Annotated in this window: 11 protein-coding genes; 1 reads left to right on the top strand and 10 read right to left on the bottom strand. The window is 47.9% G+C overall.

Annotated features, from left to right (window positions below):
- Nucleotides 1-7: 7 nt before the first annotated feature.
- The 7 genes from KNO71_RS07780 to cyoE all read right to left on the bottom strand — a co-directional run bounded on the left by KNO71_RS07780 (nt 8) and on the right by cyoE (nt 6,415).
- Nucleotides 8-469 (bottom strand): DUF420 domain-containing protein, encoded by a 462-nt coding sequence (locus tag KNO71_RS07780; RefSeq protein ID WP_015881287.1) that lies wholly within the window; start codon nt 467-469, stop codon nt 8-10.
- Nucleotides 470-493: 24 nt separating this feature from the next.
- Complete coding sequence (locus tag KNO71_RS07775) at nt 494-1,417, bottom strand: cytochrome c oxidase assembly protein (protein ID WP_078146635.1); 924 nt, start codon at nt 1,415-1,417, stop codon at nt 494-496.
- 134 nt (nt 1,418-1,551) lie between these two features.
- Nucleotides 1,552-1,881 (bottom strand): cytochrome C oxidase subunit IV family protein, encoded by a 330-nt coding sequence (locus tag KNO71_RS07770; RefSeq protein ID WP_078146634.1) that lies wholly within the window; start codon nt 1,879-1,881, stop codon nt 1,552-1,554.
- 1 nt (nt 1,882) lies between these two features.
- Nucleotides 1,883-2,509 (bottom strand): cytochrome (ubi)quinol oxidase subunit III, encoded by a 627-nt coding sequence (locus KNO71_RS07765; RefSeq protein WP_015881284.1) that lies wholly within the window; start codon nt 2,507-2,509, stop codon nt 1,883-1,885.
- Nucleotides 2,510-4,378, bottom strand: a complete 1,869-nt coding sequence (gene ctaD, locus KNO71_RS07760; RefSeq protein WP_214687954.1) for a cytochrome c oxidase subunit I — start codon at nt 4,376-4,378, stop codon at nt 2,510-2,512.
- A gap of 38 nt (nt 4,379-4,416) precedes the next feature.
- Nucleotides 4,417-5,394: a cytochrome c oxidase subunit II gene (gene coxB / locus KNO71_RS07755; RefSeq protein WP_214687953.1), complete on the bottom strand. Its 978-nt coding sequence runs from the start codon at nt 5,392-5,394 to the stop codon at nt 4,417-4,419.
- A gap of 97 nt (nt 5,395-5,491) precedes the next feature.
- Nucleotides 5,492-6,415, bottom strand: coding sequence for a heme o synthase (gene cyoE, locus KNO71_RS07750; protein ID WP_015881281.1), 924 nt, complete (start codon nt 6,413-6,415; stop codon nt 5,492-5,494).
- 333 nt (nt 6,416-6,748) lie between these two features.
- Between cyoE and KNO71_RS07745 the strand changes: the two genes are divergently transcribed.
- Complete coding sequence (locus KNO71_RS07745; protein ID WP_015881280.1) at nt 6,749-7,654, top strand: COX15/CtaA family protein; 906 nt, start codon at nt 6,749-6,751, stop codon at nt 7,652-7,654.
- 32 nt (nt 7,655-7,686) lie between these two features.
- Here KNO71_RS07745 and KNO71_RS07740 read toward each other — a convergent pair whose 3' ends face one another.
- From KNO71_RS07740 to KNO71_RS07730, 3 genes are read right to left on the bottom strand one after another with little or no spacing between them, the layout of a single operon-like run.
- On the bottom strand, nt 7,687-9,039 hold the full coding sequence (locus KNO71_RS07740; RefSeq protein ID WP_214687888.1) for a cryptochrome/photolyase family protein: 1,353 nt from the start codon (nt 9,037-9,039) through the stop codon (nt 7,687-7,689).
- 53 nt (nt 9,040-9,092) lie between these two features.
- Entirely contained in the window at nt 9,093-12,527 is a 3,435-nt protein-coding gene (locus KNO71_RS07735) for a pyruvate carboxylase (protein ID WP_214687887.1), read from the bottom strand.
- A gap of 36 nt (nt 12,528-12,563) precedes the next feature.
- The gene (locus KNO71_RS07730; protein ID WP_015881277.1) at nt 12,564-13,799 is read right to left on the bottom strand and encodes an FtsW/RodA/SpoVE family cell cycle protein; all 1,236 of its coding nucleotides are present in this window, start codon (nt 13,797-13,799) and stop codon (nt 12,564-12,566) included.
- Nucleotides 13,800-13,869: the final 70 nt, after the last annotated feature.

The raw sequence follows: 13,869 nt of genomic DNA, 5'->3' as shown, positions 1-13,869 counted from the left end.
CTATGGATTATCCTCCGATTATCGCGCGGAATACGTTCGTCGTTTCACCTGGGTCATATGCCACATAGAGAAGAATGTAAACCGTCACACCCGTAATGGCCGTGAAGAACCAGACGACTGACGCTTTCGGTCCGATTTTCCGGTGTTTCTCGATCTTGTTTTTATAACCGAGATAGAGCGTAATCAATCCGAGGATACCACCTGTTGTCGCGAGAAGAATATGGAAAATCATAAAACCGAGATAGAACGGCTTCACTGAATCCGGTCCTCCGAATGCCGTGTTGCCGACAAAAATGGTACGTGAGACGTAAAGGATGAAGAACGTCGTCGCTGCAATCGCGGCGGCCGTCATCACCTTTTTATGTTTTTCGATGTTGCTGCGGTCTTTTGCGATAATCACCCACCCGATGGCGACAAGAATCGCACTGATGACGATGAATGACACACTAATTAAGGCAAGATAGTTCATCAATGTTTCCCCTTTATGTTCTGTTTAATTTTTTTCATTTGTTTCTTGCGGAGTGAATGACATGCCTTCATCAAGAGCAAGCGATTTCGTCCGACGCACCCAGCCGAAGAACGTCCAGCCGAAGAAGAAGCCGTACACGATCTCTTGACCGAGCTTCATGAGAACCCCACCGAATCGTTGATCTTCGAGCGCGCTGTTCGTCGCTCCCATCAACGCCTCTAAATCGATTCCAGAAACGTCACCGTTCGGGAGACAGTAGCCAAGAACTGTCGCAAACGTCTGCGGGTCCGTATACGCATTATAGAGCGTCGTTTGACTGAAGATGATGAGCGCACAGGCAGGTGTCAATAAGACCCCGTTGGCGATAATGTACACCATTCGTTTCAAATCGGACATGCCTTCCTCTTCGTCTGAGACGAGTGGAACGATGACCGGATACCACATCGTCAAACTAAAGACGAGAAGGGCACCGTGGAAAATCCGGTGAACGCCATAGTTCGTCAAGACGTAGTCAAATACGACCGGCATATGGTAAATCGAGAACAATGCGTTGAATAAAATAAGCGCAATCAGTGGCTTCGTCAAAAACTTGAACGTCGGCCCAATCCATTTGAAGCTAAGTACTTTTTCAAACACCCAGTACGGTAGACCGTAAACGACGAGTGCCGGTGCCAAAATATAGACGAGCACCATTTGGAACATATGCACCGATAAAATGATATGTGCCATGACATCGATTGGACTTCCAAAACCGATGTAATACAAAACAATCGCAAACAACATACTAAACTTTTGTAATAACGTGGTCGAGGCATATCCTCGCTTCGCCATTCTCTCTGTCACGACGGCGTATAACACATAAATCCCGACCATGAGCAATCCGAACAGCGGACTCCATAACGTGAGCCAATCAAATTGATTGAGCAGCTCCGACGTATTCCAGAGCATCCGTTCACCCCTTTTCTTTCTCTCCCTAACCTTTGAAACCGTTCACTTCAAGATTACTATTCATTCATTTTTGAAGTAAAGGAAAAAGGACCGAATCATCCGTGTTTCCACAGATGTTCAATCCTTTGTCACAATTACCAAATGAGTAAGCGGAGTGCAGCGACCGTGATGATGGCGACAAAGATGCCTAGCCACATCATGACAACGATCCATGTGTTCCCACGGTTATTCATATGCATGAAGATATATAACTGTAGGAAGACTTGGATGACCGCCAAGATGATTAAGAAACCACCTGCTGCCCACACTGGCATCAATTCCGCATAGACGGCGCCGAATGCCACGAATGTGAGTAAAATCATCATTGCGAAACTGATCAATTGAAGCTGATACTCACGTTTCGACTCTGCTTTTACTTCAAGCTCTAACTGCTTGTGAGATTCGTTCATTACTCGTTTTTCCATATTAGTTCACCATCCCTAAGAGGTAGACGATTGAGAAGATGAAGACCCAAACAACGTCGATAAAGTGCCAATATAGACTCGATACATAGAACTTTGGTGCATTGTATACATCGATCGGACGGTTCCAGTTACGAATCAAGAGTGTCGTAATCCAGAGGAGACCGAACGTTACGTGCGCACCGTGGAAACCAACCAACGTATAGAAGGCTGAACCGAATGCGCTCGATGTGAACGTGTGACCGATGTGGTAGTAGTGAATGAACTCGTAAATCTCAGCACCAAGGAAGCCGGCACCAAGAAGGAGTGTGACAATCAACCAAAGCTTCATACGCCCTGGATTGTTTGCTTTCATGTTCATCATCGCAAGGACACTTGTAAGTGAACTTGTGAGGAGGAGCATCGTCATGATGAAGACGAGCTCCATTTCGAAAATGTTATACGAACGTAATTCCTCTGGCGCACCAGAGTTCAAGAGACCAACGTATGTTCCAAAGAGCGAGGCGAAGAGGACTGTCTCTCCACCAAGGAAGAACCAGAAGGCCACATATTTATTTTTCCCTTCCAGTGTTGCTTTCTCTGGATTGGCCGGGATACCGGTCACTGGGTGTTTTTCAACTGCATGTGCCATTTATTGTTCTCCTTTCTCACGAATCGCTTTCAAGTCTGCTTCGACTTGTGACTTCGGAATGTAGTAGCCGTGATCGTCAATCCAAGAACGTAGGAACATCGAGACGAACGTCATCGCTAATCCAAATCCAATCAATGACCAACCGACGACCGTGTTATCCATCTGGAAGATGGCACCGAGTCCTGCGATAAAGAGGCCGAGTGACATGAAGAACGGAATGAGCGAGTTATTCGGCATGTGAATGTCCGAAACTTCCTCAGCGACTGACACGCGTTTGTTGCCTGCCATTTTCTCGAGCCAGAACGTATCAAGTCCTTTGACGAGTGGTGTTTGTGCAAAGTTGTACTCTGGAGTCGGAACAGGAAGTGTCCACTCAAGCGTACGTCCGTCTCCCCAGTGGTCTGGTTTGACGCGGTCTTTCGATAAGAAAGCTTTCACAACAGCGATGAGCAAGACAATCGTTGACACACCCATGAAGAATGCACCGATTGTCGAGAGCATGTTGAGTGTATCCCAACCTTGACCATCGAGGTATGTGAAGACTCGACGTGGCATACCGAACAATCCGAGGAAGTGTTGCGGGAAGAACGTCAAGTGGAACCCGATAAAGAACAACCAGAACTGCCAGTATCCAAGCTTTTCAGAAAGGGCTTTTCCGAACATGAGTGGGAACCAGTAGTAAAGTCCTGCGAAGAGACCGTATACAACCCCACCTACGATAACGTAGTGGAAGTGAGCGACAACGAAGTAGCTGTCGTGGTACTGATAGTCAGCCGGTGCGACTGAAAGCATAACCCCTGTCATCCCACCAACGAGGAATGAAGGAATGAACGCGACTGAGTAAAGCATGGCGACGTTGAATTTAATTTGACCGCCCCACAGTGTGAAGAGCCAGTTAAAGATTTTAACACCCGTTGGTACGGCAATCGCCATCGTTGCAACAGCGAAAATCGAGTTGGCAACTGGACCAAGACCGACTGTGAACATGTGGTGAACCCAAACCATGAATCCAAGGAAACCGATGAGCATTGTCGCGAAGACCATCGTCGTGTAACCGAAGAGGCGTTTACGTGAAAATGTCGGAATGATTTCCGAGAAAATACCGAATGCCGGTAAGATCAAGATGTATACTTCCGGGTGACCGAAGATCCAGAAAAGGTGTTCCCAGATGACAACGTTCCCGCCAAGTGCCGGGTCAAAATAAGCAGCTCCGAAGAGTCGCTCGAACATCAACATGAACAATCCGACCGTAAGTGGTGGGAATGCGAAGACGATCAATGCCGATGCAACGAAAGTCGTCCATGTGAAGAGTGGCATACGCATGAGTTTCATTCCTGGCGCACGCATGTTCAAGATGGTGACGAGGAAGTTAATCCCGGCCATCAATGAACCGAAACCTGAAATCTGAAGACCGAGAGTGTAGAAGTCTACCCCTGTCGCTTCCGGTTGTGTTGAAAGTGGAGCGTAAGCCGTCCACCCTGCGTTTGGTGCTGCTCCGAAGAACCAGCTCAAGTTAAGCATGACTCCACCGAAGAAGAACAACCAAAAACCTAATGAGTTAATGAATGGGAACGCAACGTCGCGTGCCCCGATTTGAAGTGGTACGACGGCGTTCATGAAACCGAATAGCATCGGCATGGCCGCAAGGAAGATCATCGTCGTCCCGTGCATCGTAATCAACTGGTTAAACGTCTCACCGCTGACGAAATCGTTCATTGGTTTGACGAGTTGCCAACGAATCAGTAATGCTTCAATTCCACCGAGAAGGAGGAAGAAGATTCCTGAGAACAAATACAAAATACCGATTTTTTTGTGGTCAACCGTCGTAATCCAATCCATGATGCCATTGTATTTACGCGATTGCTGCATTGCAGTGGTCTGTGCCACGTGAAATCCCCCTTTTCCCGTTAGTCAATCTTCTGCTCATACAAGAAGTCAACGAGTGCATCTAATTCTTCGTTGCTGATTTGACCTTCATTGAATCCTGGCATAAGAGCCCCTTGTTTCTTCTCTTGCGGGTCACGAATCCACTCTTTCAAGTTGTCCTCGTTGTTTTCGAGGTAACCTGCGAGCCATTCACGATCACCGAAGTTCGTCAAACTTGGTGCCACTTTACCGCCGCCGTGACAGCTTATGCAGCTTTGGACATACACTTCTTCACCTGTCGTCAAGTTCGTGTTGTCTGCGACGAGTTTCTCACCGTTCTCGTCTTGCTTGGCTTTCATGTCAGCGAGCCATTGATCATATTCTTCTTGCTCGAGCGCGATGACTTTAAAGTCCATAAGGGCATGTGACGGACCGCAAAGCTCAGCACATTTCCCGTAGTAAGTACCTGGTTCATTTGCATGTAACCACATTTCGTTATCAAGTCCTGGGTTCGTATCTGTCTTACCAGATAAAGCTGGTACCCAGAATGAGTGAATGACATCTTTAGACGTCAAGTTGATGCCGACTCGTTTTCCGACTGGAATGACGAGCTCTTGCCCTGTCACAACACCTGCTTCTGGATATTCAAATTCCCACCAGTACAAGTTAGCTGTAACGTTGATTTCTTCTTCTTTTTTCGCTTCTTTCGCTTTCGCGAGTTCGACAGTCGTCGTGATTGTCGGAACAGCGAGAATGATGAGAAGGATAATCGGAACGACTGTCCAAATCATCTCGAGTGTACTGCTACCTTCAACTTGCTTCGGAATCGATTCATCTTTCCGACGGAACTTCATGAGCACGTACACGTAAATGACCGAGACGATGATGAGTACGAAGAGCATGATCGCCAAACTGATGAGAATGATGCGGAGCTGAAGCTCAGCCCCTTCTCCCATCGGCTTCAATGCAGACAATCCCTCTTGACCGCAACCTGATAACAGGACTGCGAACATCATCATCGGGACGATGCCAAACAGAAGCTTCTTAAATGATTTCACAACAATCCCCACTTTCTCCCAAAATGATGTGTAATGGTTTTCTATATAGTGAGTGCGATCACCAGAGTGCTGTCAAAATCAGCGCGATAATCCACACGACTAAATAAATTAATGAATAGAAGAACATTTTGTTTGCCCACTTGATTTCATCCTCGGCGTTGAATCCTTTCAATCCGAGATACAACCAGTAGCCCCCTAAACCGGCTGCGACTGTCAAGTAAACAAGACCATAGTGCATAAATAAGAGCGATGCCGGAATCAGCGTCGCAATCCACCAGATGATTTGCCGTTTCGTGATGGCAAATCCGTTCACGACCGGAAGCATCGGAATGCCTGCCGCTCGATACTCTTCCGTCCGTCGCATGGCGAGCGCCAGGAAGTGTGGTGGTTGCCATAAGAACATGACAAGGAACATGAGCCACGCATCGATATGAAGTGTCGGATCGAGTGCTGCCCAACCGATGAGCGGTGGAACGGCTCCTGAAATACTACCGACGACCGTATTGAGCGTACTCGTACGCTTCAGCCACATCGTATAAATCACGACATAAAAAAATGCCCCGATTAAACCGAATACTGCGGCGACGTACGATACAAGGAGCAATAGTAGTGTTCCGATTGCAAGTTGTGTCAATCCAAGGAGTAGAATCTTCTCTCCTGAAATCTTGCCGGTTACACTCGGTCGATTGTCTGTACGATCCATTAAGTAATCGATATCTCGGTCCACAAAGTTGTTTAGGTAACAACTCCCCGAAATCACGAGTGCGCTTCCTAACATCGTTAATAAGAGCTGTGGCCAAACTTCAAACAAGTAAAGGACTGGCGTATCGCTCTGGTACGTCGCTGCCACGAAGAATCCTGCAAACACCAACAACAGGTTGGCGCGAACGATTCCCATCTTCGCTAAGGCGACGTAATCTCGGAATGACGTTGATTCTGTATACTCTACATCTACCATCATCCCTGGGTTGACTTTTGTCATACTGACCCCCCCACATAATCACGAAATCCTCGCATTCTCTTCACATAAAAAACACAATATGAACAAAATACACTTAACTCTCTACAAAGATACCATATTTTTTTATAAAATACGCCCTTTATGCTTGTAAAATAGCGAGTTTTTTGTGTCAATAGTGTGATATTTGTCACACCTTATGTGCTTTACTAATATTAGAATAACGTTTTTGATAACGATTGCAAGCTTTTCCATTTCGTTTTTTGAACAGAAAGCCGTATAATAAGTATGGCGAAAAAAATATAAATAAACAAGGTACATTTTTAACGGATTTTGATTAGAAGCAGGTGGTATTGCATGCATAAAAAACTCGCGTTTTTCTCAGGGTTTGTCACCCTCGGGATGATGCTTGTCCTCATCATGGGTGGAACCGTGACGAAGACGGATTCAGGAGATGGTTGTGGGACGGACTGGCCACTCTGTCATGGAAAATTAATCCCAACCAACCCAAGCGTTGAAACGATGATCGAATACAGTCACCGGGTAGTCTCCGGAATCGAAGGTCTTCTCATCATTGCGCTCGCCATTTGGACGTTCATCGCGGTCAAACATCGGGTCGATGTGAAAATCTTCGCGTTTCTCGCATTTATCTTTATGCTCATCCAATCGATCATTGGAGCGGGCGCGGTCATTTGGCAACAGTCGGACGCCATCCTGGCCCTTCATTTCGGCATTTCTCTCGTGTCGTTCGCATCGTTACTCATTTTGACGATTCTGTTATTCGAAGGTGACCGAGAGCATCAAGTCGTATCGAGACGGTTGAGATCTCATCTTTACGGTCTCTCGATCTATACGATGATTGTCGTCTACACCGGAGCTTACGTCCGTCACCTCGGTGCTACATATGCTTGTGTCGGTTGGCCGATTTGTGAACAAGAAGTGTGGACGTTTGAGTCGTATGTGCAGATGGGACACCGTGTGATGGCCGGGCTACTCGTCTTGTACACGTTGTATGTTCTTTACTTGGCACGTAAAGAAATGAATCGATTGATTGAGCGCGGCATGATGGCGTCTCTCTTCTTCATCCTGCTTCAAGTCGGTACAGGTGCATGGATCGTTCTTGGGGGACACGCGACTTACGTTCCGCTCCTTCACGCATTCTTGATCACGTGCTACTTCGGTATCCTGTCATACCTCTCTTATCACGCGTATCGGTCGACAGCGCGACAAGACGGGGCACAATTGAAAAACATGAACGGATAACCAAACTAAAAAGCGCCACGGCGCTTTTTAGTTTACAATGCTTTAAATCGTTCGAGGGCACGCTCTCTCGCTTCTTTATGATCGACGATTGGCAGGGCATAGTTGTCTCGCTCTGACGGGTCCGGAAAGTGAATCGATTTATCTGTTATATGTTTCAGCTCCGGCACATACTTCCGGATGAACGTCCCATCAGGGTCAAATCGCTCGGATTGCGTCGTCGGATTGAAAATACGGAAATACGGAACAGCGTCCGTCCCGACTGAGGCCGCCCATTGCCATCCCCCGATATTCGACGCTGCCTCATAATCGATCAGCTTTTGCTCGAAATACCGTTCCCCTTTTCGCCAATCGAGAAGGAGATGTTTCGATAGGAAAGATGCGACAATCATGCGTAGGCGGTTGTGCATCCACCCGGTCTCGTTCAACTGACGCATCGCCGCGTCGACGATTGGATACCCCGTTTCCCCGTTACACCACTTTTCGAACTGCTCTTCATTGTCCTCCCATTCAAGTGACTTGTATTTATCATTGAACGGTTGATCTTTCAATCCGTGGAACTTTGCCATGACCATGTAATAAAATTCGCGCCACAACAGCTCATCATAATACGTGTCGCGCCCTTTTGATTGTCTCGCCGACAACACTTGTTCGGCGATCGTGCGAATCGACAACACACCTGTCCGTAAATAAGGAGATAGTCGACTCGTCCCGGCGATGCTCGGAATGTCACGCTTCTCGTCATAATCGACCATGCGATCATTGACAAAGCGGGTCAATCGCTTCTTCGCTTCCGTTTCCCCTAGCCCTTTCCATTCACGTTTACATCGCTTGAAGAGCTCTTTCAGTTCACTCGGTTGTTCATTCTTTGAACGGATGTACTGAGATAAACGATCGACATCAACCTCATATGGTGCGGGTGGCTGTTCGGCATACGCCGCTTTTTTGAACGGGGTGAACACCTTATAGGGATCGCCACTTTTTGTACGGAACGCATCGGGATGAAACAGATGACGATCTAAAAGTCGCACTACCTTTACATCTTCACTAAGTGCTTCAATCACACGGTCATCCCGCTGTTTGAACGGTTCCACATACTCCGCATTAAAATAGAGCACATCCATCTCGCCGAGCTGTTTCACGAACGCATCCTCCGTCTCCGCGACGAGGACACGAAGCCCTAACCCTTTCGCTTCTAAATCATCCATGAACGTTCGCATCGTCGAGAAGAAATAGTCATGCCGCACTTCGAATGGGTGACAGTATTTCGGATTCAACCAAAAGACGAAGTCTAGGTCATCGCCTTCCCCCATATCTTTCAATACACGGTGTAACATATGATTATCGGTCAGTCTAAAATCTGAACGAAACCAACATACTCGTCTCATGATTTCCACTCCCATCTACAAAAAAGAAGCATAGCGCGCTATGCTTCTTTTGATTATACAAATTCAATCAACAAGTCGTCACTTTGTATTGTGTCGCCTTCTTTAATATGGATGGCCTTAATCTCACCATCTTGTGCCGCTTGAATTGTCGTTTCCATCTTCATCGCTTCTGTGACGAGCAACTGCTCCCCACGGTGAACGCGACTTCCTGGTTCGACCAATACTTTCAAGACAGACCCCGGCATCGATGCACCGACTTGTTTGGCGTTCGAACGATCGACTTTCGGACGGCTTGTCGTTGCCGATTTGACATTGACATCTTTAATCTCGATTTCACGTGGTACCCCGTTCATCTCATACGAGACGAGACGGATGCCATCTTCATTCGCCGCACTCACTTGTACGAGCTTGATGATTAATGTTTTTCCTGTCTCGATTTCAACTTGGATTGTCTCCCCGACGTTTAATCCGTAGAAGAACGTCAACGTGTCGAGCACCGATACATCCCCGTAGGTCGTTGTATGTTTGATATAGTCTTCGTACACTTTCGGATAAAGCGCATGGGCAAGAAGTTCAAAGTCCGTCACCGGTCGCTCGAATTTTTCGAATAGTTCTTGGCGTGCCGATTCAAAGTCATATGGCTTGATCAATTTACCAGGACGAACGTTTAATGGCTCTACCCCTTTCAAGATGACTTGTTGTACATCTTTCGGGAATCCACCTGGAGGCGTCCCCAATTCACCACGCATCATTTCGACGACCGAGTCCGGGAAGTCCAACTGGTGTCCGCGCGTCATCACATCTTCTTCCGTCAAGTTATGCTGGACCATGAAGAGCGCCATATCACCGACAACTTTAGATGACGGCGTCACCTTGACAATGTCCCCGAACAACATGTTCACTCGGGCATACATCGCCTTGACTTCGCCCCAACGGTCTCCAAGCCCGACCGCTTTCGCCTGCTGTTGGAGGTTTGAATATTGTCCACCCGGCATCTCGTGCTCATACACGGATGGATGCGGGGCACGCATATCACTTTCAAACGGTTCATAGTTATGACGCACGTCTTGCCAGTAGTCACTGATGATCTCATATTGTTTCGGGTCGACCTTCGGCTGACGTTCGTGGTGGTTGAGCGCGTAGACCAAACTTCCACCTGAAGGCTGTGACGTCATCCCTGACATCGAGCTCGCTGCAACGTCAACGATATCGACACCGGCATCTGTCGCACGAGCATAGGTGAAGATCCCGTTACCGGAAGCATCGTGTGTATGCAAGTGGATTGGTAAGTCCACGGCGTCTTTCAATGCCGATACGAGTGCATAGGCCGATTCCGGCTTCAATAGACCGGCCATATCTTTGATTGCTAAGATATGCGCACCACTCGCCTCAAGTTTCTTCGCGAGGTCGATATAATACGGAAGGTGGTACTTCGGACGGTTGCCATCGTACAAGTCTCCCGTATAACAGATGGCCGCCTCCGCCACTTTCCCAGTCGGAAGTGTCGCATCGATTGCCAATTGAATCGATTCTAAGTTGTTGAGACTGTCAAAGATTCGGAACACGTCGACTCCGGCATATGCCGCTTCGTGTACGAATTTCTCAATGACGTTGTCTGCATAGTTTTTGTATCCGACCGCATTCGCACCGCGTAGCAACATTTGAATCAAGACGTTCGGCATCTTCTCACGAAGCTTCATGAGACGTACCCATGGGTCTTCGGATAAGAAGCGGTAGGCGACGTCGAACGTCGCTCCACCCCACGCCTCGACCGAGAACAATTCTGGCATGAGTTTGCTTGTCGGTTCGGCAATGTTCAAAATGTCCTGTGTCCGCATGCGCGTCGCGAGCAACGATTGATGGGCATCTCGCATCGTCGTATCCGTCAGCAACAATTCCGGTTGACGTTTGATCCAATCGGCGAGGCCGTCCGGTCCAAGCTCTGTAAGAATTTGTTTCGTCCCTGGCTTCGCTTCTGCTGGGAGGTCATGTGGGATTCGCACCGAACGGCTGATCGGCTTGTCTTTCAGACCGACACCCGGGAATCCATTCACCGTCACGTCCCCGATATAGTTCAACAGTTTCGTCCCACGGTCTTTTCGTTTCGGGAAGACGAACAGTTCTGGCGTCTCATCGATGAATGACGTGTTGTAATCTCCATTGATAAAGTTCGGGTGCTTCATGACGTTAATCAAGAACGGAATGTTCGTCTTGATTCCGCGAATCCGGAACTCGTTCAAGTTTCGAACCATCTTCGAGGCCGCTTGTTCGAATGTCATGCCATGTGTGGACAATTTCACGAGAAGTGAATCGTAGTACGGTGAAATCTCTGCACCGACATACGCATTTCCACCGTCAAGACGGACACCAAAGCCGCCTGGAGAACGGTAAGCCATGATTTTCCCAGTATCCGGCATGAAGTTGTTGCCTGGGTCTTCAGACGTAACACGTGATTGAATCGCATAACCGAGAAGTTTAATGTCTTCTTGCTTCGGCATTTGAATCATATCGCCGTGGAGCGACTCACCTTGCGCGATCATCAATTGTGTTTGAACGATATCAAAGCCTGTGACCATCTCTGTGATCGTATGTTCCACTTGAATACGTGGGTTGACCTCGATGAAGTAGAACGACTCGTCCTCGGTCACCAAGAATTCGACCGTACCGGCGTTGACGTAACCGACGTGACGCATGAGTTGGACCGCCGCATCACAAATCGCTTGGCGTGATGCATCAGACAAGGTCACACACGGCGCCACTTCGACGACTTTTTGGTGACGGCGCTGAACCGAACAGTCACGCTCGAACAAGTGGATGATGTGACCGTGCTCATCTCCAAGAATCTGCACCTCGATGTGTTTCGGACGTTCGACGAGTTTTTCTATGTACACTTCGTCAGAACCGAACGCCTGCTTCGCTTCTGATTTTGCACGTTCAATCAAATCTTTCATTTCTGCTTCTGTACGAATGACACGCATTCCGCGGCCTCCGCCACCCATCGACGCTTTGACCATGAGCGGGAATCCGTGCTCGTTCGCAAATGTTTCCGCGTCTTCATATGATGTGAGCGGTCCATCCGAACCCGGAATGACAGGAAGACCCGCAGCAATCGCACTCTGACGTGCTCGTACCTTATCCCCGAACGCATGTAAATGTGACTCATGCGGTCCGACAAAGATGATGCCCTCTTCACGGCAACGTCGTGCGAGTTCAATATTCTCTGAAAGGAAACCATATCCCGGGTGAATCGCATCACTGCCTGACTCCTTAGCGATTCGAATCACGTCTTCGATATCGAGATACGCATCGATCGGCTTTTTGTCTACACCGATCAAGTAGGCCTCATCGGCTTTAAAGCGATGTAAGGAACCGCTATCTTCTTGTGAATAGACAGCTACCGTTCGAATGCCTAACTCTGTCGCCGCTCGAAATACGCGAATGGCAATTTCCCCACGGTTTGCAACAAGTAACTTTTTAATTGGTTTCAAATGAAATCCCCCCGTTAATGAAGTTTGTTTGTTTCCTTACCTGACGACGTGAAGTGATGAACGTTGAACGTTTTCTTCTGACTTCACCCGAATTTCTTCTCGTCGTGTCGCCTCTCGATGACGGTTACGCATCGAGATACTGCTGAGCACCCCGAGAACACCCATCATCATGATAAGCGATGTTCCCCCATAACTGACCAGTGGCAAGGTTACGCCTGTCCCTGGGAACCAACCGGACATCGCACCGATATTGATGGCCGTCTGGATCATAATTTGTGAGGCAATCCCAAACGATACGAACATCGCAAAGTGACTATCCGCATGATTGGCGATATGAATCGCGCGAAAGGCGATGAAGAAGAGTAGGACCAAAACCGTCAATACACCGAAGAACCCTAACTCCTCCGCAATGATCGACATGATATAGTCGGTTTCTGGTTCTGGCAAATACCCATACTTTTGAAAACTGTTCCCGAGTCCGACTCCGGTCAATCCACCATGTACGATCGAGATGATCGACATGAGCAATTGGTGTCCATATCCTTCCGGGTCCATGAACGGGTTGAACACGACCTCAATCCGACTTCGTTGATTCTCCGAGAAGATGGTCGTGAACAATACGAATACAGTACCCATCCCAGCTAAAATCCCCGGAATCAAAATTCGAAGCGGCGCCCCGACACCGAACCACATGAGCAACATGATGGAACCGAGGACGAATAACCCACCCATATCCGGCTGTCCATTGATTGCGATGGCGTAGAACGAGAAGTAAAAGAGGACAGGCACTAAAAAGAAGGCGCCGATTTGAGCGCGCAACCCTTTTTTCGTGATCGCGGCCCGCGCTAGTCGACCCGGGAGTCCTTTCAACTCATTATTCCATAGTTCATGGTAGTAGTTCGCAAGCAGTATGATGAGGACAAATTTGGCAATCTCGACCGGTTGAATGGTCATTCCGCCGATGATGAGCCAAGCCCGGGCCCCGTTCAATGGCGGCATCGCCCACGTGACAAACAGCAAGATGACAGAAAGCGCATAAAGACCGAGGCGAATGCCTTTTTTCCGAAACATCTCATATCGGAACAACGTCGCAATCAAATAGACAAAGATTCCAATGCCAACGTAGACGAGCTGGCGATAGAATAAACTACTATTCGCGTAATCCCCACGATTCCAAACACTCGCACTATAAATCATGATGGAGCTTAGCCCAACGAGTAAGAGCACTGACAAGAACAACGCAAAATCAAAATACCGAAACCGTGTTTTCATGTATTCACTTCCTTATGTAAAACAATCCGACAACCCTTATAAAAAAATACTCAAACAGCGCCTCTTGCAC

Origin of the sequence: Exiguobacterium sp. s163 (genome assembly GCF_018617135.1) — a bacterium.
Taxonomy (GTDB): domain Bacteria; phylum Bacillota; class Bacilli; order Exiguobacteriales; family Exiguobacteriaceae; genus Exiguobacterium; species Exiguobacterium profundum.
This window is presented reverse-complemented; position numbering and strand designations above follow the sequence as displayed.